The sequence below is a fragment of the Rhodobacter calidifons genome, assembly GCF_011174775.1.
Taxonomy (GTDB): Bacteria; Pseudomonadota; Alphaproteobacteria; order Rhodobacterales; family Rhodobacteraceae; genus Tabrizicola; species Tabrizicola calidifons.
Genome location: NZ_JAANHS010000005.1, coordinates 165506 through 183508 on the forward strand (window position 1 = coordinate 165506; position 18003 = coordinate 183508).

Here is an 18003-nt window from a genome sequence, read left to right on the forward strand (position 1 = left end):
CCGGCGTCGCAACGGGCATGAGGGCAGGGATGGCAGATTTCCGGTTGGCGCGGTCGGTCCTTGCGGCCTGCCACCTTGCGCGCAGGCAGGGGCTGGTGCTGATCCTGACGGCCGTGGTCGCGGCCTGTTCGCCGATCTACCGCAACCACGGCTATGTCCCGTCCGATCAGGATCTCGCGCAGGTCGAGATCGGCCGCGATACGCGCGAGACGGTGGGCGAGAAGATCGGGCGACCCTCGACCTCCGGCCTTCTGAACGATGTCGGCTGGTTCTATGTGCAAAGCCGCTTCAAGACCGTCGGCCCGCGCGAGCCGCAGGAGATCGACCGTCAGGTGGTTGCGGTGACCTTCACCGACAAGGGGGTGGTGGAGAACATCGCCCGTTACGGGCTGGAGGACGGCCGGGTGGTCGAACTGTCGCGCCGCGTGACGCAGCCCAACGTGAAGGGCCTGTCCTTCATCCAGCAGCTTCTGGGCAGCTTTGGCCGCATTCAGGCCAGCGATGTTCTGGCCCGGTAGGACCGACGGCGCGATCTACTCCTCGGGCTCGAAGGTCAGCGCGACGCCGTTGATGCAGTAGCGCAGGCCGGTCGGCGCAGGGCCGTCCGGGAAGACATGGCCCAGATGCGCGTCGCAGCGGTTGCAGTGCACCTCGGTCCGGCGCATGAACCAGCTGCGGTCCTCCTGTTCTCCCACCATCTCGGGGTCGATCGGGGCATAGAAGCTGGGCCAGCCGGTGCCGCTGTCGAACTTGGTGGCCTGGTCGAACAAGGGGGCGCCGCAGCAGACGCAGCGGTAGGTGCCGGGCACTTTCGGGAAGTTGTCATGGGTGAAGGCGCGTTCGGTGGCGTGCTTGCGCGTCACCCTGTAGGCGAGGTCGGACAGCTGGGCCTGCCATTCGGCGTCGCTCTTGACGATCTTGTCCATGCGGGTCTCCTTTAGACCCACGTATCTAGGATGCGCGGGGCCACGGGAAAAGTCATGTTGCCGATCCGTAAAGGCAAGTTGATCGCTCGGCTGGCCCATGGGGCGGGGGACATGCGCCGCGTGATGGCGTTCCGACGGGCGGCGTTTCCGAGGGTCGCGGGGGTGGAAGAGGACGCCCATGACGCCCTGTCGGCGCATGTGATGGTCGAGGGGCCGGAGGGCCTGCTGGCCTGTTTCCGCCTGATGCTGTTCGGCTGGGGGGCGGGCCTTGCGCAGGGCTACGCGGCGCGGTTCTACGATGTTGGGCCCCTGTCGGGCTATGCGCGGCCCATCGCCGAGATCGGGCGGTTCTGCGTCAGGCCCGGTGGGGTGCATCCCGATGTGCTGCGGCTGGCCTGGGGGGCGATGACGCGGATCGTGGACGAGGGGCAGGCGGGGCTTCTGGTCGGCTGCACCTCGTTCCGGGGGGCAGGGTGGGAGGCGCACCGGGCGGGGCTGTCCCTGCTGGCGGCGGAGTTCGTGGGGCCGGCGGAGCACCGGCCGGGGCGGAAGGCGGCGGAGGTGGTCGGGCTTGATCTGGCCGGGCCGCCGGGGGACAGGCGGGCGGCGCTGGCGGGGCTGCCGCCGCTGTTGCGGTCCTATCTTGGGATGGGGGGCTGGGTCAGCGACCACGCGGTAGTGGACCGGGAGCTGGACACGCTGCATGTCTTCACCTGCGTCGAGGTGGACCGGGTGCCTGCGGCGCGGGCAGCGAGCTTGCGGGCGGTGGCGGGGTGGCGCGCCGCGCGCGGCGCAGGTCCTGGGGTAAGCAATTTCAAGGGGTTGGCTGTGGGTGTTCAGGTTTCGTTAACCCCTGACGCAGCCCTCAGCCGCCGCCGTGGACCGCCTTGATCGTGTCGCCGATGGCGTAGGCTTCGGCCTCCACCGCCTGATGGTCGCGGACGTAGCGGCGAGCGAAGCCCATCAGGCCCCAGCGGTGGAACTGTTCGACATGCTTCACCTCGTGACCCCAGAGCGCGACGTTGTTTTCAGCGTCCGACGCATGGCGGAAGATGATCGTGTCGATGGCGGTGACGGCGGTCGCATCGCCGTAGCGCATGGCGAGCGACTGCACGCTGCCGTCCTCGGGCGCGCCGACGCGGTATTCGATGCTGTCGAGGAGGTCGGCCGGATACCAGGCCAGGAGCGCCTCGCGGATGTGCCGCGGCATCGGTCGGGTGCCCTGCTGCCAGGCGGCATCGCGCGAGGCGACCAGCGCGCGGGCCAAGGCGGTCGCGGCGATCTCGTAACCGGTCTCCAGCGCGGCGGTGGGGTCGAGGAGGGATTGAGCCTGCGGCGGTGTCGCGGGCAGGGCCGCGAGCAGAAGGGCGAAAAGCGGGGCGGCACGCATGGGCGAAGGGTGCCAAGGTTCGGCCAGGGCCGCAACCGGGGCAGGGGGGCGGTGACGGAAAGGTGAGCGCGTGCGGCGGCGGGGCGGTTATCAGAAGGAGCGCGTTCCGCGCAAGGCTTTTGTCTCGCGGGTTTGCGTGAAGGACGCAAACCCGCTCGGGCGTGCCTCCGGCGGGGATATTTGCGGACAGATGAAAGGGCTGTCCCCGCTTGTCGGGTTACGCCCGGCCCCTGCGCCCGCCGCGCCGGCCCCCGGCGGCCTGGGAGGCGGCGGCGGAGGCTTCGGCGAAGGTCATGCCGCCTTCCACCGATTCCAGCACCTTGGCGAAGCGGATCCATTCGCCGCCGTTCGGATCGTGGTTCATCAGGAAGTTGGCGGCGCGGATCGCCTCCATCTCCTGCTGGCGGACGGGGTTCATGATGGCGCTGGTCATGCCGGCGCAGATCGCCATGGGCAGGAAGGCGCCGTTGATGCCGTGGCGATGCGGCAGGCCGAAGGAGATGTTGGAGGCGCCGCAGGTGGTGTTGACGCCAAGCTCTTCGCGGAGGCGGCGGACGAGGGTGAAGACCTGTTGACCGGCGCTCGCCATCGCACCCACCGGCATCACCAGGGGGTCGACCACGATGTCATGCGCGGGGATGCCGAAATCGGCGGCGCGGCTCACGATCTTCTTCGCCACGGCGAAGCGGACATCGGGGTCGGGCGAGATGCCGGTGTCGTCGTTCGAAATGGCGACGACGGGGACGTTGTATTTCTTGACGAGCGGCAGGACGAGTTCCAGCCGTTCCTCCTCGCCCGTGACCGAGTTCAGCAGCGGGCGGCCTTCGCAGGCCTGAAGGCCCGCTTCCAGCGCGCCGGGGACCGACGAGTCGATGCAGAGCGGCACATCGACGGTCTGCTGCACGATCTCGATCAGCGCCTTCATCAGGGGTGGCTCGACGAAATTGTTGTCGGCATAGCGCGGGTCTTCGGCCATCTTGTTGGTGAAGACGGCGCCCGAGTTCACGTCCAGCACCGTGGCCCCGCAGGCGACCTGTTCGAGCGCGTCCTTGATCACGGTCTCGAAATTCCCGGCCTCGAGTTCGGCGGCGAGCTTCTTGCGGCCCGTGGGGTTGATGCGTTCGCCGATCACGCAGAAGGGTTCATCGAAACCGATGACGACGGTTTTCGTTTTGGATTCAATGACGGTACGGGTCATTCTTGAGCCTTTGGATTAAGCGGAGACAGAGGCGGGAACGCCCGAAGCGCCGCCGTGTTCGGTCACCCACTGGGCATTGGTCCTGATGCCGCCGAGGGGGAAGAAGTGGACCTGCTCGATCCCGAAACCGGGGTTCGCGGCCTTGTGGGCGGCGAGGTCCTGGAGGATCTCGGTGGGTTCGTAAGGAAGGAGGAGCTTGGTCACGTCCATCGCGCGTTTCTGGAGGACGCGCAGGCTGGGGCCGACGCCGCAGGCGATGGCGAACTTGATGAGCGTTTGCAGCTTGGCCGGACCCGCGATGCCGATGTGGACGGGCAGCTTGATGCCTTCGGCCTGGAGGCGGTTCACCCAGTCGATCACCGGCTGGGCCTCGAAGCAGAACTGGGTGGTCATCGCCATCCGGGCGTCGGTGCGTTCGGCGAAGGCGGATTTCCAGCGGGCGGCCTCCATCACCATGCGGTCGGAGCCGTCGGGGTCGATGTCCCTGTTGCCCTCGGGGTGGCCGGCGACGTGGAGCCGTTCGAAGCCGGTGAAGGCGCCGGTTTCGAGGAGTTCCATCGAGGAGGCGAAATCGCCCACCTGCGCGGCGGGGTTGCCGGCGAGGATGAGGCCCTGCCGGACGCCTACATCCTTGTAGCGGGCGACCCAGTCGAACAGCGTGGCCTTGTCCTTGATGATGCGTGCGGGGAAGTGGGGCATGGGCTCATAGCCTTCGCGCTTGATCCGCGCGGCGGTGGCGACCATGTCCTCGATCGGCGTCTCGATATGGGCGATGTAGACGCGGGTGCCGGCGGGCAGGATGTCGCGGAAGCTTTCCACCTTTTCGGCGGTGCGGGGCATGACCTCGATGGAATATCCCTTCAGGAAGGCCTCGAGCGATCCGGTCGCGGGTGCGGATTCTTCCTTTCGGCGGAAATTGAACAGGGCCATCACGGTCTCCTTCAGGGTGGAAGGCCTGGGCGGGGACATGGGGCGCGTCAGGCCCTGGCCCAGCCTTCGGCGTCGATCAGGGTCTTGAGGCGGGCGGTGTCGTATTCGGCTTCCAGCCTGGCGGCATAGTCGGCGGCGATGGTGTCGGGCTCGCCATCGATCTCGGCGACGACGGCCTTGCGCCATTCGGCCAGATAGCTGTCGGTGTCGCGCGCGCCGACCTTCATCGCGCAGCGGTCGATGGCCTGTTCGAAGCGTTCGGAAAGCTGGACCTTCGATCCGCGACGGCCCTTGCCGACGATGACCTGCGCCGGGATGTCGCGCCAGTAGACGATGGTGACTTCGGCCATGTTGCGATGATTCCCCTTGCCGGTGCTGATCCCGTTGATACGGGCCGATCCCCGACAACCGATGTCGGTTTTCGACATGGCGGAAGCGGGATGCGACCCGGGGCGCGAAGCTATGCGACGCGGGCGCGGTTGTCCAACCCGCAGAGGATGAGAAATCTTCACCTTGTTCATGCATCAGGTCGATGCAGGGGACCTGCGGTGTCGCAGGGGCGCGCAGGGGCAGGCGTCGGCGGCAGGTCGGGTGCGATCCGGTCACCAGCGGCTGGCGAAGCCGATCTGCATCCGGCCGATCTCGATCCTGGTTTCGCCGGTGGGCACGTAGTCGGGCAGGGGTTGCGCGCCGAGGTCGATGTGATCGTAGCGGATCGTCAGGCTGAGGCCGTCTGCGACCTGCCTCTCGGCGCCGACGGCGAGGGTCCAGCCGGACAGGTCGGCGTCGGCATAGGTCAGCAGGCCGCCCAGATTGGTCGCCGTGACCGACCCGCGCGCCCAGCCGCCTTCGGCAAACAGATGCGCCTTGCCCGCGGCAAGTCCGATGCGCCCGGTCAGGGTCGTCAGGTTGTCCACCTCGGTCGCGCAATCGGCGCAATTGATGAACAGGGCGTTGCGCGGTCGGGCGACGTGGCTGCCGGGGCCATAGTCGATCCGGGCGCCATAGGTCAGCCGGTTGCGCTGCCAGTCGTGCCCGAGGCTGAGCACCAGCCCGTTGCCCCGCCAGTCGCCCGGCACAAGCTCCAGCCCGCTGGAGGCCTGGCGCCAGCTGTTGCCGCCCTGGGGGGCGGCAAGGGCGAGGCCGAGGTAGGGGCCGCTCCAGTCCGGGACGGCGTCGGACGCAAGGCGCGGTGCGGGTTGTTCGGCCGAAGCCGGCAGATGGGGCGACATGAACAGAAGGGCCGCAAGCGCGACCGCGTGCCGACAGGTCATCTCTGCCTCTTTTTCTTTTTTCCGAAGGCTAGGCACCAAGTGCCGCCCCCGTCAACATTTGCGCGCAGGCAGGGGCGCACCGGCGCCGGGGCTGTGCAGATCCGCCACAGGGCGAGGGCTGCGATGCGCGCTTGCACCGGCGGAGGAAGCCGACTACCCTTGATCCAACCACAGATGGAGGGCGGTCATGACGCCCGAGCGTCCCCGTAGGGCGGACGCGACTGAGGCGCAGGTCGAGACGCCGCACAGCTTGTCGCAGGCCGTTTCCCGCGCCGATGAGCCGTCAGCCCTATCCCGGCCGGGGCCGGCCCCGCTTTACGCGGCGCTGGATCTTGGCACCAACAGTTGCCGGATGCTGATTGCCCAGCCACAGGGCAGTCAGTTCGCGATCGTGGACAGCTTCTCGAAATCGGTACAGCTGGGCATCGGGCTGGAAGCCTCGGGCCGGCTGTCGCGGGCCTCGATGGGGCGCGCGATCCAGGCCCTGCGGATCTGCGAGAAGAAGATCGCCAAGCACGGGGTCCGGCGCATGCGGCTGGTCGCGACCGAGGCCTGCCGGCGTGCGCGCAACGCCCGCGACTTCATCCGCCAGGTCCGCCGCGAGACGGGCCTGGCGCTGGAGATCATCGCCCCTGAGGAGGAGGCACGGTTGGCGGTGATCTCTTGCGCGCCGCTGGTCAGCGCGACGACCGAGCAGCTGCTGGTGGTGGACATCGGCGGCGGCTCGACCGAGCTGGTCTGGATCGACCTGAGCACCGTGCCCCCTGCCGACCGGGCGCGGGCGATCATGCGGCTGCACGCGGGCTTTGACGCGCAGGGCGAAGGCGCGGTGGCGCGGGTGGTGGACTGGATCAGCGTGCCGCTGGGCGTGGCGACGCTGAAGGACCAGTTCGGCGATGTGGACGACGATTCCGCCCGCTTTGCGCTGATGAGCTGGTTCTTCGAGGAGAACCTGGCCAGCTTCAGCCCCTACAATGCCGAGCACCCGCGCGAGGGGTTCCAGATCATCGGCACCTCGGGCACGGTGACGACGGTGGCGGCGTCCTTCCTGAACCTGAAACGCTATGACCGGACGAAGGTGGACGGGTTGCAGATGACCAGCGACCAGATCGACCTGGTGATCCGGGAATATCTGGCGCTGGGGCCGGAAGGGCGGCGGACCGACCCGCGGATCGGGCGCGACCGGCACGCGCTGATCATGTCGGGGGCGGCGATCCTTCAGGCCCTGATGCGGATCTGGCCCACGGACCGCTTGTCGGTCGCCGACCGGGGCCTTAGGGAGGGGCTTCTTTATGCGCAGATGAGCGCGGATGGTGTCCTGGAAGACGGGCCTGACACATGAGCGAGAAACCGACCTCGGGAAAGCCGACCTCCGGACGCGGCCAGCGCGAGCTGCGGGTGCGGGTCAAGACCGCGAAGGGGCGGAAACTGTCCTCCACCCTCTGGCTGGAGCGGCAGCTGAACGATCCTTATGTGCAGCGGGCGAGGCGCGAGGGCTATCGCGGACGCGCGGCCTACAAGATCATCGAACTGGACGACAAGTACGGGTTCCTGAAACCCGGCGCGCGGGTGGTGGATCTGGGCTGCGCGCCCGGCGGCTGGTGCCAGGTGGCGGTTGTGCGGGTCAATGCGCTGGGGCAGAACCCGAAGAAGCCGGTGGGCCGGGTGCTGGGCGTGGACCTTCAGGAGGTCGAGCCGATCGCCGGGGCAGAGATTCACCAGCTGGATTTCCTGTCCGACGAGGCGGACGAGAAGGTCAAGGGCTGGCTGGGCGGCCGGGCGGATGTGGTGATGTCGGACATGGCGGCGGCGGCCTCGGGCCACAAGGCGACGGACCATCTGCGGATCGTGGCCCTGGTCGAGGCGGCGCTGGCCTTTGCCTTCGACGTGCTGGAGGACGGCGGCACCTTCGTGGCCAAGGTGCTGGCGGGCGGGGCCGAGAACGAGATGCAGGCCATGCTGAAGCGCAACTTCCGCAAGGTGGCGAATGTGAAGCCTCCGGCCAGCCGGGCCGACAGTTCGGAAAAGTTCGTGGTGGCGATGGGGTTCCGCGGACGGGAGATCGAAGCCGCGGCGGTCTGAGGGACGCCTCCTCGTGCGCCTTCGGCTTCTCGTCGGGAACCGAGCCAAAGGGAGGTCAGCGAGGAGGCGGCAAGGGCCATCGACGCGCGGTTCGGTGCGGCGCGCATGAAAAAGGCGCCCGAAGGCGCCCTGTTTCGCGGTGCGGAAAGGATCAGCCGCCCCAGCTGCGGACCGGGCCGCAATCCATGTGGACGAAGTTCGACCGCGAATACTTGCCGACCCCGCCCGAGGCGCAGGCCGCGGCCGCGTTGGCCATCTGCCCGACCGAGCGCGACTGAAGCCGGAGGTCGGCCGCCTTGCCCACCATGTGCAGCGAATTCTTCGCCACCCCGCGCGAGCGCGACCGCAGCATCGCGTTGGTCCGGGGCGAGCGGTAGCCCGACAGGAGCATGTAGGGTTCGGACACGTCCATCAGCCGGTGCGCCGCGGCCATGATGTCGATGGTGCGCATGTCCATCTTCACCGCCTCATCCGTCCGCCAGTCGCGCATGAAGTGGTTGATTTCCTTGATGACCTCGGGGATGTATTCGCCTTCGATCCAGTAGATCGTGTCGATGCTTTCGCCGGTGCGGCCCGAATACATGCGGATCCTGCGGATGTCGCCGGCCCCCTTCAGCAGACCGAAAGCGTTGGTGTAGGTCGGCGCCGCAACCAGAGCCGTTGCCGCGAACGCACCAAGAAGGCCGCGTCGCGAGACGCTGTTGAGCTTGATGTCCGTCATTCTGCCGTCTGTCCCCGTGCTGTCTTCGACTGCCGTAGCGCAGCTCTCGTGCCACTTCTTCCCCAAGTGCAGCCACGTTATTGCACATGTCGAATCGAAGCCCAAGCGCCGATTGTCCGCCAGGGCGGCAGCACAACCGACATCGGCAAATTTCTGCTTAACCGCGGTGAAATTCGCCCTGTGTGGTGGAACTGCACCTGTTTCGGCGTCGTCTGTTGCCCGAGGCGACACAATCTGGCGGCCACGACATGGGTCTTCCGCATTGTGAATGGACAAGGCTGTCCGTTGCGGGGAAACATGGCGCAAATGGTTCAAGTCGTTGAGAACGAGGACAGAATGCACTTTCATTCCCTGCGCAAGCCTTTCGGCCGGTCCTGGCTTGTGCCCCTCGCCTTCGTCCTGAGCCAGGGCATCGCGCCTGCGGTTCCGGCGCAGACGGCGGCCTTCACCCGGTCGCTGGCCGCGACGGCCTCTTCCGACCAGGTCGTGGCGGACTGGTATCGCGAGACCGGCTACCGGACGCTGTGGACCGGGCCCGAGGATGCCGGGCGGCGCGCGGCCTTTCTGGCGGCGATCCTGTCGGCGCGGGACCATGGCCTGCCGGTGGCGCGCTATGACGCGGCGGCGCTGATGGCGCGGCTGCGGGCTGCCGAGACCGAAGGCGACCGTGGCCGGATCGAGGTGGAGATGACCCAGGCCTATCTGGCCTGGGCGCGCGACCTGACTTCGGGCGCGCTGGAGCCGCGGAAGGTGGACGCCGGGATTGTGCGCGAGATCGACCGGATCGACCCGAAGACCCTGCTGACCCGTATCGCCAACGGCAACCCCGAGGCGGTGCTGCGATGGCTGGAGCCGAAATCGCCGGTCTATCTGCAACTGATGAAGGCGAAGATCGGGCTGGAGGCGCAGATCGCCGCCGGCGGCTGGGGCGCGCCGGTCGCGGCCAGGCCCCTGTCCCCGGGCGACAGCGGACCGGCGGTCGTGGCGCTGCGCGACCGGCTGGTTCGGATGGGCTATCTTGCCCCGACCCCGGTCGCCAGCTACGACCGCGGGTTGCAGATTGCGGTGACCGCGTTCCAGCTGGCCCATGGGCTGACGCCGGACGGCGTGGCGAATGCCGCCACGCTGGCCGAGATCAACCAGCCCCCCGAAGCCCGGCTGAAATCGGTGATCGTGGCGATGGAGCGCGAGCGGTGGATGGACATCGACCGCACGCGCAAGCACATCTGGGTCAACCTGCCGGATTTCCGGGCGAAGATCGTGGACGGCGGCAAGACCATCTTCGAGACCCGGGTGGTGATCGGCAAGAACGTCCCCGACCAGCGAAGCCCCGAGTTTTCCGACGAGATGGAGCACATGGTCATCAACCCCTCCTGGGGGGTGCCGCGGTCGATCATCGTGAAGGAATACCTGCCGCTGTTGCAGCGCAATCCGAATGCGGTCAGCCACTTGCAGGTGATCGACGGCCGGGGCCGCGTGGTGTCGCGCGGATCGGTCAACTTTGCGGCCTATTCCGCCAAGACCTTCCCCTTTGGCCTGCGCCAGCCGCCCTCGGACGGCAATGCGCTGGGCAAGGTGAAGTTCATGTTCCCCAATCCCTACAACATCTATCTGCACGACACGCCGTCGAAATCGCTGTTCGACCACGAGGTGCGCGCCTACAGCCATGGCTGCATCCGGGTGGCGGACCCCTTCGGTCTGGCGCACGAGCTTCTGTCCTGGCAGGTCGACAATGCAGAGGCAGAGTTCGAGGCGGCGCTGAAGACCGGCAAGGAGACGGTGGTCAGGCTGCAAGAGCATCTTCCGGTCCACCTGGTCTATTTCACCGCCTATCCCGATGCCCGGGGCCGGATCAGCTATCGCCGCGACGTCTATGGGCGGGATGCGGCGCTGTGGGAGGCCCTGGAAGCGGCCGGGGTGGAACTGGCGGGCGTTCAGGGATAGACCTTTGGCAGGAATGCCCGGGGGAAGCATGGGCCATACGATCCGTGACATCGCAGCCGCTCTGGGGGCCGAGGCGGAGGGTGACCTTGATCTGACCGTGCGCGGCGCGGCCGAGCCCGCAGCGGCCGGGCCGGACCAGATCGCCCTGGCGATGGACCCGCGCTATGGCGAGGGCATCGGCAAGGGCCGGGCGCAGGCGGCGGTGGTCTGGCCGGGCGCGGACTGGCGGGGCATGGGGCTGAAGGCGGCGATCTTCGCGCCGCGCGGGCGGCTGGCCATGTCGGGGCTGACGCGGCTGATGGACCCCGGGCCGGCCATCGCGCCGGGGGTGCATGCGATGGCGCTGGTGGACCCGTCCGCCCGGATCGGCGCGGGTGCGGCGATCGGGCCCTTCGTCGTGATCGGTGCGGGCGTGGTGATCGGGCCGGGGGCGCGGATCGCCTCGCACGTGTCCATCGCCGAGGGCGCGCGGATCGGGGCGGATGCGCTGATCCTGCAAGGCGCGCGGATCGGCGCGCGGGTCACGATCGGCGACCGTTTCATCTGCCAGCCGGGGGCGGTGATCGGGGCGGACGGGTTCAGCTTCGTCACGCCCGAGAAGTCCGGCGTCGAGGAGATCCGCGAGACCCTGGGCAGCCGCGCCGAAATCCGGGATCAAAGCTGGACGCGCATCCATTCGCTGGGGGCCGTCACCATCGGCGATGACGTGGAAATCGGCGCGAATGTCTGCATCGACCGGGGCACGATCCGCGACACTGTCATCGGGTCCGGCACCAAGCTGGATAACCTGGTGCACATCGGCCACAACGTTCAGGTCGGGCGCGACTGCCTCTTGTGCGGGCAGGTCGGCATCGCCGGGTCGGCGCGGATCGGCGACCGGGTGGTGATGGGCGGGCAATGCGGGGTGAACGACAACATCTTCGTCGGCGATGACGTGATCTGCGGCGGGGCGACCAAGGTCTTCACCAATGCGCCCGCGGGGCGGGTGCTGCTGGGCTATCCGGCTGTGAAGATGGAGACCCATGTCGAGATCCAGAAGGCGCTGCGCCGCTTGCCGCGGCTTGCCAACCGGGTGGCGGCGCTGGAAAAGGGCAGGGCGGGCGAGTCGGGGCCGGAGCGGGACTGATGCGGGCAGAGATCGAAGCAGCGGTGATCGAGATCCTGGCGCGGCAGCTGTTGCTGCCCGCCGCCGAGATCGCGCCGGATGCACGGATCGAGGATCTGGGGCTGGACAGCCTGGGCAAGGCCGAGGCGATCTTCGCGCTGGAAGAGCGGTTCGACATCAGCGTGCCCTTCAACGCCAACGAGCCCGACCAGCCGAATTTCGACTTCTCGACCGTGGGCAGTATCGTGCGCGGCGTCGAGGCGCTGATCGCCGCGAAGGCCGGATGAGGCGGGTTGTCGTCACCGGCCTCGGCACGGTGAACGCGCTGGCCCATGACCTTCCGGGCACCCTGGCCGCCTTCCGCGACGGGCGCTGCGGCATCGGCCCGCTGACCTTCCGCGAGGCCGAGCGGCTGAGCATCCGCATCGGCGCCGAGGTCCGCGACTGGCGGCCGGAAGAGCGGTTTCCTGCGAAGGATCTGCCGCTGCTGGACCGGGTGACGCAATATGCGCTGGTCGCGGGGGCCGAGGCGGTGGCGATGGCCGGCCTGCCTGCGGCGATCGGCCCGCGCGGGGGGGCGATCCTGGGCACCGCGGCGGGCGGCATCGGGACCTGGGAGGACAGCTATCGCGCGGTCTACGCCGAAGGGCGCAACCGCGTCTCGCCCCTGGTGGTGCCGCGTCTGATGCACAATGCGCCGGCCGCGCATCTGTCGATGCGGCATGGGCTGGGGGGTCCGGTGCTGGCGGTGTCCTCGGCCTGCGCCAGCGCCAATCATGCGATCGGGCTGGCCTTCCAGCTGATCCGCGCCGGGGCGGCGGAGGTGATGCTGGCGGGCGGGACCGAGGCCATGCTGTGCTTTGGCGGGGTCAAGGCCTGGGAGGGGCTGCGGGTGCTGGCCCCCGATGCCTGCCGCCCGTTCTCGCTGGGCCGAAAGGGGCTGGTGATCGGCGACGGGGCCGGGGTGCTGGTCCTGGAGGCCGAGGACCACGCGCGGGCGCGCGGGGCGCGGATCCTGGCCGAGGTCGCGGGTTTCGGGATGACGGCGGACGCGGCCGACATCGTGGCACCGGGCGGCGATGGTGCGGTGCGCGCGATGCGGGCGGCGCTGGCCGATGCGGGCCTGGCGCCGGAGGAGATCGGCTATGTCAACGCGCACGGCACCGGCACGCTGGCCAACGACCGGGCGGAAGCGGTGGCGATCCGCGAGGTCTTCGGTCCGGCGCCGCCGCCGGTTTCCTCTACCAAGGCGATGCATGGCCATGCGATCGGCGCGACCGGCGCGCTGGAGGCGATGGCCTGCATCCAGGCCCTGACCGAGAGCCTGCTGCCGCCGACCGCGGGCGTCCTGGCGGCCGACCCGGACTGCGGGCTGGATGTCGTGGTCGGACAGGCGCGCCCGGCGCAGGTGACGGCGGTGCTGTCCAATGCCTTCGCCTTCGGCGGGCTGAATGCGGTGCTGGCCTTCCGCCGCGCCGACTGACGCCGTGCCGAATGACAGCGGCCGGCCCGAAGGCCGGCCGCAAGGCAAGGTTCCGCGCGACCGCGAAAGGCGCGGGGATCAGGGATTGGCCGCCGGAGCCGTAGCGCCCGCGGCCTTTGCGGCCTCGTCCGCGGCGTCGTTCGCGGCGGCCACCGCGTCATAGCCGGCGGTGAAGCCCTTGAGCGACAGCGTCAGTTCCACCTTTTCGTCCGGGGCGACGAAGGGGACGATGACGATCTTCGCATTCGCCCCCTTCTTCATCTGCGCAATCTCTTCGGCGGTAAAGCCGACCCGGGCCACGCAGCCGATCTGGGTGCAGAAGGTGAAGGGATAGGCCTTGGGTTTCGCCGAGTCGATCTGCAACATCATCCCGGCGGTCAGCAGCGTTTCCAGCGGCGCGATGAAGGTGGCCCCGGCGACGGCCGGCCCCTGGGTGCCCTTGGGCAGGTTGAACATGGTGAACTCGGCCACCGAATTGCCGTCCTTGTCCTTGAGCAGCATGTAGAGCTGGCAGGGATCCTTGCCGGTCTCGGTCCGGACGCAGCGCTGTTCCCAGGCTTCGAAATTGGCGGCGACATAGGTGCTGCCCGGACCATCGGCGGCTGCACCGACTTCCTGGCCGAGCGAGAGATTGTCGGCGGTCGGTGCGTCAGCCGCAACGGTTCCGTCGCCCTGGGCGGGCGTCTCGGTGGTCTGCGCAGCCAGCGGGCCCGAGGTCAGGGTCAGCAACAGGGCGAGGGCGATGCTCGTGGTCTTTGCCATCTTCGACATTTCCTTTGGTCGGTCGAGTGTCTGGGGGTCTCTAGCATGGCGGCAGACCCGAGTCAGGTGCGAAAAGCATGGCCCGGCAGGGTTCTGCGCGCGCGCCCGGGGCATCCCGGCGCGTCTCTGACGCGCCTTTGGCGAAAATGGAAAAGGGCCGGCAAGACCGGCCCTTTTCGTGACTGTTTTTGCTCCCTGTCGGACTGGCCGACTTCATGGATAGCGACGCTACGGCGGAAAACCCTGCCCGTCAACGGGTTCTTTTGCAGAACGAAGCGGAAAAAGCCGCGCCTTTTCAAGGGCGCGGCCAGTCGACAGGGAGGAAGTCACCGCCGGACCCGCCAAGTCCCGAGGTCCGGCCAGTTGAGTCTGGCAGAATGAGGTTAACAATGTATGTTCGGTCCGGTGAGCAGGGCATGACCGGCCGGAGAGGCGGTTCAACCGGGGATTGTGGGTGGCGATGGCGACGGAACAGACAGGCGAAGCAGAGAGCATCTTCATCGGCGGCGGCGGCGAGGGCTATGGACTGCCGCAGCGGCTCTTGCTGAAATACGGCAACCGTCACGGTCTGATCGCGGGCGCCACCGGGACCGGCAAGACGGTGACATTGCAGATCCTGGCCGAGGGCTTTTCGGCGGCGGGCGTTCCGGTATTCATGGCGGATGTGAAGGGCGACCTGGCCGGGATCTCGGCGCCGGGCTCGGCCGAAGGCAAGCTGCACGACGCCTTCACGAAGCGCGCGGCGCAGATCGGCCTGGACCTGCACTATCGCAGCTTTCCGGTGATCTTCTGGGACCTCTTCGGCGAGAAGGGGCATCCGGTCCGCGCGACGGTGGCCGAGATGGGGCCGCTTCTGTTGTCGCGCCTGCTGGAGTTGAGCGAGGCGCAGGAGGGCGTGCTGAACGTGGCCTTCCGGCTGTCGGACGAAGAGGAACTGCCGCTGCTGGACCTGAAGGACCTTCAGGCGCTGCTGACCTTCGTGGCCGAGAATGCGCAGGCGATCTCGGCGCGCTACGGGCTGGTGTCGAAAGAGTCGGTCGGCGCGATCCAGCGGCGGCTGCTGGTGCTGGAGAACGAGGGCGGGGCGGGGCTGTTCGGCGAGCCGGCGCTGGACCTGATGGACCTGATGACGGTCGATCCTTCGGGCGCGGGGCGGATCAGCATCCTGGCCGCCGACCGGCTGATGCATTCGCCGCGGCTTTATGCGACCTTCCTGCTGTGGCTTCTGTCCGAGCTGTTCGAGGCGCTGCCCGAGGTGGGCGACCCGGACAAGCCGAAGCTGGTCTTCTTCTTCGACGAGGCGCATCTTCTGTTCACCGATGCGCCCAAGGCGCTGATTTCCAAGGTGGAACAGGTCGCGCGGCTGATCCGGTCCAAGGGGGTCGGGGTCTATTTCATCACCCAGAACCCGGCGGATGTGCCGGACAACATCCTCGGCCAGCTGGGCAACCGGGTGCAGCACGCGCTGCGCGCCTTCACCGCGAAGGATCAGAAGGACCTGGCCAAGGCGGCCGAGACCTACCGGCCGAACCCGCGCTTCAGGATCAACGAGGCGATCCGCGACGTGGGGACGGGTGAGGCCGTGACCTCGCTGCTGGAGGCAAAGGGGATCCCGGGCATCGCGGAGCGGACGCTGATCCGGCCGCCGTCGAGCCAGCTGGGCCCGATCGACGATGCGGCGCGGGCGGCGGTGATGGCGGGCTCGCCGGTCCGGGGGAAATATGAGCAGGTGCTGGACCGGGAAAGCGCCTTCGAGAAGCTGCGCGCCCGGGCCGAGACGGCGGCGCGCGAGGCGGCCGAGCTGGAGGCGCGGCAGGCCGAGGAGAAGCGCGAGTTCGAGCGCGCCCGGCGCTATGACGGGCAGGGCTACGGCACGCCGAAGCCGCGGACGACCAGTGCGTCCAGCCGGTCGGATTCGATCGGCGAGGCCTTTGCCAAAAGCTTCGCGCGTCAGCTGGGCACCCGGTCGGGTCAGGCGCTGGTGCGCGGCGTTCTGGGCTCGCTGTTCGGCAAGCGTTAACCGGCCGTCAACCTGTATCGGGGCAGGATCGGCGCATGTCGATGCTGCCGCCCGTCTCTCCCGAACAGTTCCTGGCCGAACTTTTCAGTTCGCGCGCCGCGGCCACCGGCGCGGTGATCCGGCGCAATGCGCGCGACATCGACCGCTATTACGGCCGCGCCGCCTTTCTGGAGGAGATGCGGCGCCGGGGGTTTTCGGTGGTGGAGAATGCGGGGCAGATGGTGATCTTCTGCAACCGCGAACCGATCCGCCGTCTGGCGTGACGGCAGGGCCGGGCGCGATTTCCTGCGGAAATCGGTCCGGAAAGCGCAGGGTTTCCGGGGTGGCCCGGTGACATCGGTCGGGAAATCGGATCATCTCGGCGGGCGAGTCGGGAGGAAGACATGAAACGGTCACGCATCAACGAGATCATGCGCGCGGCGGATGAGATGATCCGCCGCTACGGTTTTGTGCTGCCGCCCTTTGCCAACTGGTCGCCCGAGGAGTTCAAGGCGCGCAAGGATGCCAGCGCCATCGTCACGGCGCGCTGCGGCTGGGACATTACCGACTATGGCCAGGGCCGGTTCGACGAGATGGGGCTGTTCCTGTTCACCCTGCGCAACGGGCGGCTGGCCGACCTCAAGCGCGGCGGCGGCATGTGCTATGCCGAGAAGCTGCTGATTTCGCGGCAGGATCAGCTTTCGCCGATGCACACTCATGTCATCAAGGCCGAGGACATCATCAACCGCGGCGGGGCGACGCTGGTGGTCGAGCTTTACGGATCGGACGATCAGGGCAATTTCGCCTGGGACCGCGGCGGCATGGTGCGCTGCGACGGGATCGACACGCCCTATGGCCCGGGGACCAGGCTGAAGCTGGCTCCCGGCGAAAGCGTCACGCTGATGCCGGGGGACTGGCATGCCTTCTGGGGCGAGGGGGGCGATGTGCTGATCGGCGAGGTCTCGACCGTGAACGACGACCTGACCGACAACATCTTCCGCGAGCCCATCGGCCGCTTTGCCGAGATCGAGGAGGACGAGGCGCCCTGGCATCTTCTGGTCAGCGATTACGACCGCTGGTTGCAATGAGGAAGGGGGCGCCGGGCGCCCCTGTTCGATGTCGGGCCGAAGGAAGGCTCAGTTGCCTTCGGTTGCGGGCGGGCAGAGGCCGTTCACCAGCGGACGCGGGCAGGCGGTGGTGGCGGGCGAGCCTCCCGGCGTCGTCGCTGCCGGAGTTGCCGCCGCGCCGGTGGCGATACTGGGTGGCGGCAGCACCTTGAGGGCCGGGATCGCATTGGCCGGGATCTGGGCCGGCTTGGCCACCGCAGGCCCGGCGGCGACCTTCGGGGCCACGGGTTTCGGAATGGTGAGACCCTTCGGCATCTCGCCCGAGGCGGTCAGCACGATCACCTTCTCGCCGCCCTTCACCCGGTTGTAGAGATCCAGCACATCCTGGTTGATCATCCGGATGCAGCCGGACGAGGCGTTGCGGCCGATCGACTGCCATTCCGGCGTGCCGTGGATGCGGTAGCCATAGTCGCGTCCGCCCGAGGTCAGATAGATCGCGCGCGCGCCCAGCGGATTGGTCGGACCGCCAGGCTGGCCGACCTCATCGTACTCGGCCAGTTCGGGCCGGCGGGCGATCATCTCCTTCGGCGGGATCCAGCGCGGCCAGGGCTTCTTGTCGGCCACGATGGCCTCGCCGGACCATTCGAAGCCGGCCTTGCCCACCGCGATCCCGTAGCGGATCGCCTTGCCGTCGCCGAGGACATAGTACAGCAGCTTGGTCGCCGGGTTAATGATGATCGTGCCCGCCGGCTGGTCGGTCTTGAACGAGACCACCTGGCGGCGGTAGGTTTCCGGGATCTTCTCGACCGGCAGCGCCGGGATCGTGATGCCGGAATCCATCGTGGCAAGGTAGACGTTCTCATCCACCTTCGGCACCGGGGCGGTGCTGGCGGCAGGCCCTGCCGTCGGCTCGACGCAGGCGGCCAGCAGCGCGAGCGACATCAGGGCCGGAGCCAGTGCGGAACCGCGAAAGGCCAGTGCGGAACCGCGAAAGGGAAGGCGCGAAGTCATGGTCATCAAACGGATCCGTATCAGAAGGCCTGCCGACAGGATGTCGCAGGCGCAGTCCCGCTCACGCTAGACGAGCGTTATCCACAGGTCAAACCTCCGCAGCGGGCGAAG

Annotated in this window: 20 protein-coding genes; 11 read left to right on the plus strand and 9 right to left on the minus strand. The window is 68.2% G+C overall.

Annotated elements, in window-relative coordinates; genetic code table 11:
• Window positions 1–29: 29 nt before the first annotated feature.
• Window positions 30–518 carry an outer membrane protein assembly factor BamE gene (locus G8O29_RS08840; protein WP_242679002.1) on the plus strand — a complete coding sequence of 163 codons (489 nt, stop codon included), beginning with the start codon at window positions 30–32 and terminating at the stop codon, window positions 516–518.
• A 15-nt stretch (window positions 519–533) separates the two neighbouring features.
• Here the strand turns inward: G8O29_RS08840 and msrB are convergent, their stop codons facing one another.
• A complete protein-coding gene (gene msrB / locus G8O29_RS08845) occupies window positions 534–926 on the minus strand; it encodes a peptide-methionine (R)-S-oxide reductase MsrB (protein WP_166402874.1) in 393 nt (130 codons plus the stop codon).
• 54 nt (window positions 927–980) lie between these two features.
• Here msrB and G8O29_RS18700 point away from each other — a divergent pair, with 54 nt between their 5' ends.
• On the plus strand, window positions 981–1817 hold the full coding sequence (locus G8O29_RS18700) for a GNAT family N-acyltransferase (protein WP_166402875.1): 837 nt from the start codon (window positions 981–983) through the stop codon (window positions 1815–1817).
• Here the strand turns inward: G8O29_RS18700 and G8O29_RS08855 are convergent.
• From G8O29_RS08855 to G8O29_RS08875, 5 genes are all read right to left on the minus strand, one after another.
• Window positions 1792–2316, minus strand: a complete 525-nt coding sequence (locus G8O29_RS08855; protein WP_166402876.1) for an eCIS core domain-containing protein — start codon at window positions 2314–2316, stop codon at window positions 1792–1794. The genes G8O29_RS18700 and G8O29_RS08855 overlap by 26 nt on opposite strands.
• A 217-nt stretch (window positions 2317–2533) precedes the next feature.
• On the minus strand, window positions 2534–3514 hold the full coding sequence (locus tag G8O29_RS08860; RefSeq protein ID WP_166402877.1) for a methyltetrahydrofolate cobalamin methyltransferase: 981 nt from the start codon (window positions 3512–3514) through the stop codon (window positions 2534–2536).
• Window positions 3515–3529: 15 nt separating this feature from the next.
• Window positions 3530–4444: a methylenetetrahydrofolate reductase gene (locus G8O29_RS08865; RefSeq protein ID WP_166402878.1), complete on the minus strand. Its 915-nt coding sequence runs from the start codon at window positions 4442–4444 to the stop codon at window positions 3530–3532.
• A 47-nt stretch (window positions 4445–4491) separates the two neighbouring features.
• Window positions 4492–4794, minus strand: coding sequence for a virulence factor (locus tag G8O29_RS08870; RefSeq protein WP_166402956.1), 303 nt, complete (start codon window positions 4792–4794; stop codon window positions 4492–4494).
• Window positions 4795–5046: 252 nt separating this feature from the next.
• Window positions 5047–5718 carry an outer membrane protein gene (locus G8O29_RS08875; RefSeq protein WP_166402879.1) on the minus strand — a complete coding sequence of 224 codons (672 nt, stop codon included), beginning with the start codon at window positions 5716–5718 and terminating at the stop codon, window positions 5047–5049.
• A gap of 187 nt (window positions 5719–5905) precedes the next feature.
• Here G8O29_RS08875 and G8O29_RS08880 point away from each other — a divergent pair, with 187 nt between their 5' ends.
• Window positions 5906–7060, plus strand: a complete 1155-nt coding sequence (locus G8O29_RS08880; protein WP_166402880.1) for a Ppx/GppA phosphatase family protein — start codon at window positions 5906–5908, stop codon at window positions 7058–7060.
• Window positions 7057–7800, plus strand: a complete 744-nt coding sequence (locus G8O29_RS08885) for an RlmE family RNA methyltransferase (RefSeq protein ID WP_166402881.1) — start codon at window positions 7057–7059, stop codon at window positions 7798–7800. Before G8O29_RS08880 ends, G8O29_RS08885 begins: the two co-directional genes overlap by 4 nt.
• A 151-nt stretch (window positions 7801–7951) precedes the next feature.
• On the opposite strand, the gene mepK is transcribed toward G8O29_RS08885, so the two are convergent.
• Entirely contained in the window at window positions 7952–8521 is a 570-nt protein-coding gene (mepK, locus tag G8O29_RS08890) for a peptidoglycan L,D-endopeptidase MepK (protein ID WP_166402882.1), read from the minus strand.
• 336 nt (window positions 8522–8857) lie between these two features.
• Between mepK and G8O29_RS08895 the strand changes: the two genes are divergently transcribed.
• The 4 genes from G8O29_RS08895 to G8O29_RS08910 are packed head-to-tail and all read left to right on the plus strand — an operon-like array spanning window position 8858 to window position 13053.
• The gene (locus tag G8O29_RS08895) at window positions 8858–10465 is read left to right on the plus strand and encodes a L,D-transpeptidase family protein (protein WP_166402883.1); all 1608 of its coding nucleotides are present in this window, start codon (window positions 8858–8860) and stop codon (window positions 10463–10465) included.
• Between the two features lie 28 nt (window positions 10466–10493).
• On the plus strand, window positions 10494–11591 hold the full coding sequence (gene lpxD, locus G8O29_RS08900; protein ID WP_166402957.1) for a UDP-3-O-(3-hydroxymyristoyl)glucosamine N-acyltransferase: 1098 nt from the start codon (window positions 10494–10496) through the stop codon (window positions 11589–11591).
• Window positions 11591–11857 (plus strand): acyl carrier protein, encoded by a 267-nt coding sequence (locus tag G8O29_RS08905; RefSeq protein ID WP_166402884.1) that lies wholly within the window; start codon window positions 11591–11593, stop codon window positions 11855–11857. The genes lpxD and G8O29_RS08905 overlap by 1 nt, the downstream gene beginning before the upstream one ends.
• Window positions 11854–13053: a beta-ketoacyl-[acyl-carrier-protein] synthase family protein gene (locus tag G8O29_RS08910; protein ID WP_166402885.1), complete on the plus strand. Its 1200-nt coding sequence runs from the start codon at window positions 11854–11856 to the stop codon at window positions 13051–13053. Before G8O29_RS08905 ends, G8O29_RS08910 begins: the two co-directional genes overlap by 4 nt.
• A gap of 78 nt (window positions 13054–13131) precedes the next feature.
• Here the strand turns inward: G8O29_RS08910 and G8O29_RS08915 are convergent, their stop codons facing one another.
• Window positions 13132–13815, minus strand: a complete 684-nt coding sequence (locus tag G8O29_RS08915; RefSeq protein ID WP_242679004.1) for an invasion associated locus B family protein — start codon at window positions 13813–13815, stop codon at window positions 13132–13134.
• 460 nt (window positions 13816–14275) lie between these two features.
• On the opposite strand from G8O29_RS08915, the gene G8O29_RS08920 reads away from it, so the two are divergent.
• The 3 genes from G8O29_RS08920 to G8O29_RS08930 all read left to right on the plus strand — a co-directional run bounded on the left by G8O29_RS08920 (window position 14276) and on the right by G8O29_RS08930 (window position 16902).
• The gene (locus G8O29_RS08920) at window positions 14276–15835 is read left to right on the plus strand and encodes a helicase HerA-like domain-containing protein (protein ID WP_166402887.1); all 1560 of its coding nucleotides are present in this window, start codon (window positions 14276–14278) and stop codon (window positions 15833–15835) included.
• Between the two features lie 35 nt (window positions 15836–15870).
• Window positions 15871–16098, plus strand: coding sequence for an N-(5'-phosphoribosyl)anthranilate isomerase (locus G8O29_RS08925; RefSeq protein WP_128516870.1), 228 nt, complete (start codon window positions 15871–15873; stop codon window positions 16096–16098).
• A 120-nt stretch (window positions 16099–16218) separates the two neighbouring features.
• Window positions 16219–16902, plus strand: a complete 684-nt coding sequence (locus G8O29_RS08930; RefSeq protein WP_166402888.1) for a D-lyxose/D-mannose family sugar isomerase — start codon at window positions 16219–16221, stop codon at window positions 16900–16902.
• A gap of 48 nt (window positions 16903–16950) precedes the next feature.
• On the opposite strand, the gene G8O29_RS08935 is transcribed toward G8O29_RS08930, so the two are convergent.
• Window positions 16951–17898 carry a L,D-transpeptidase gene (locus G8O29_RS08935; protein ID WP_242679006.1) on the minus strand — a complete coding sequence of 316 codons (948 nt, stop codon included), beginning with the start codon at window positions 17896–17898 and terminating at the stop codon, window positions 16951–16953.
• Between the last annotated feature and the right edge of the window lie 105 nt (window positions 17899–18003).

What these genes read in the sequence shown, in the direction of transcription:
- G8O29_RS08840 (WP_242679002.1), top strand. Translation starts at nt 30, where the DNA reads ATGGCAGATTTCCGGTTGGCGCGGTCGGTCCTTGCGGCCTGCCACCTT.
- msrB (WP_166402874.1), bottom strand. Translation starts at nt 926, where the DNA reads ATGGACAAGATCGTCAAGAGCGACGCCGAATGGCAGGCCCAGCTGTCC.
- G8O29_RS18700 (WP_166402875.1), top strand. Translation starts at nt 981, where the DNA reads ATGTTGCCGATCCGTAAAGGCAAGTTGATCGCTCGGCTGGCCCATGGG.
- G8O29_RS08855 (WP_166402876.1), bottom strand. Translation starts at nt 2,316, where the DNA reads ATGCGTGCCGCCCCGCTTTTCGCCCTTCTGCTCGCGGCCCTGCCCGCG.
- G8O29_RS08860 (WP_166402877.1), bottom strand. Translation starts at nt 3,514, where the DNA reads ATGACCCGTACCGTCATTGAATCCAAAACGAAAACCGTCGTCATCGGT.
- G8O29_RS08865 (WP_166402878.1), bottom strand. Translation starts at nt 4,444, where the DNA reads ATGGCCCTGTTCAATTTCCGCCGAAAGGAAGAATCCGCACCCGCGACC.
- G8O29_RS08870 (WP_166402956.1), bottom strand. Translation starts at nt 4,794, where the DNA reads ATGGCCGAAGTCACCATCGTCTACTGGCGCGACATCCCGGCGCAGGTC.
- G8O29_RS08875 (WP_166402879.1), bottom strand. Translation starts at nt 5,718, where the DNA reads ATGACCTGTCGGCACGCGGTCGCGCTTGCGGCCCTTCTGTTCATGTCG.
- G8O29_RS08880 (WP_166402880.1), top strand. Translation starts at nt 5,906, where the DNA reads ATGACGCCCGAGCGTCCCCGTAGGGCGGACGCGACTGAGGCGCAGGTC.
- G8O29_RS08885 (WP_166402881.1), top strand. Translation starts at nt 7,057, where the DNA reads ATGAGCGAGAAACCGACCTCGGGAAAGCCGACCTCCGGACGCGGCCAG.
- mepK (WP_166402882.1), bottom strand. Translation starts at nt 8,521, where the DNA reads ATGACGGACATCAAGCTCAACAGCGTCTCGCGACGCGGCCTTCTTGGT.
- G8O29_RS08895 (WP_166402883.1), top strand. Translation starts at nt 8,858, where the DNA reads ATGCACTTTCATTCCCTGCGCAAGCCTTTCGGCCGGTCCTGGCTTGTG.
- lpxD (WP_166402957.1), top strand. Translation starts at nt 10,494, where the DNA reads ATGGGCCATACGATCCGTGACATCGCAGCCGCTCTGGGGGCCGAGGCG.
- G8O29_RS08905 (WP_166402884.1), top strand. Translation starts at nt 11,591, where the DNA reads ATGCGGGCAGAGATCGAAGCAGCGGTGATCGAGATCCTGGCGCGGCAG.
- G8O29_RS08910 (WP_166402885.1), top strand. Translation starts at nt 11,854, where the DNA reads ATGAGGCGGGTTGTCGTCACCGGCCTCGGCACGGTGAACGCGCTGGCC.
- G8O29_RS08915 (WP_242679004.1), bottom strand. Translation starts at nt 13,815, where the DNA reads ATGGCAAAGACCACGAGCATCGCCCTCGCCCTGTTGCTGACCCTGACC.
- G8O29_RS08920 (WP_166402887.1), top strand. Translation starts at nt 14,276, where the DNA reads ATGGCGACGGAACAGACAGGCGAAGCAGAGAGCATCTTCATCGGCGGC.
- G8O29_RS08925 (WP_128516870.1), top strand. Translation starts at nt 15,871, where the DNA reads ATGTCGATGCTGCCGCCCGTCTCTCCCGAACAGTTCCTGGCCGAACTT.
- G8O29_RS08930 (WP_166402888.1), top strand. Translation starts at nt 16,219, where the DNA reads ATGAAACGGTCACGCATCAACGAGATCATGCGCGCGGCGGATGAGATG.
- G8O29_RS08935 (WP_242679006.1), bottom strand. Translation starts at nt 17,898, where the DNA reads ATGACCATGACTTCGCGCCTTCCCTTTCGCGGTTCCGCACTGGCCTTT.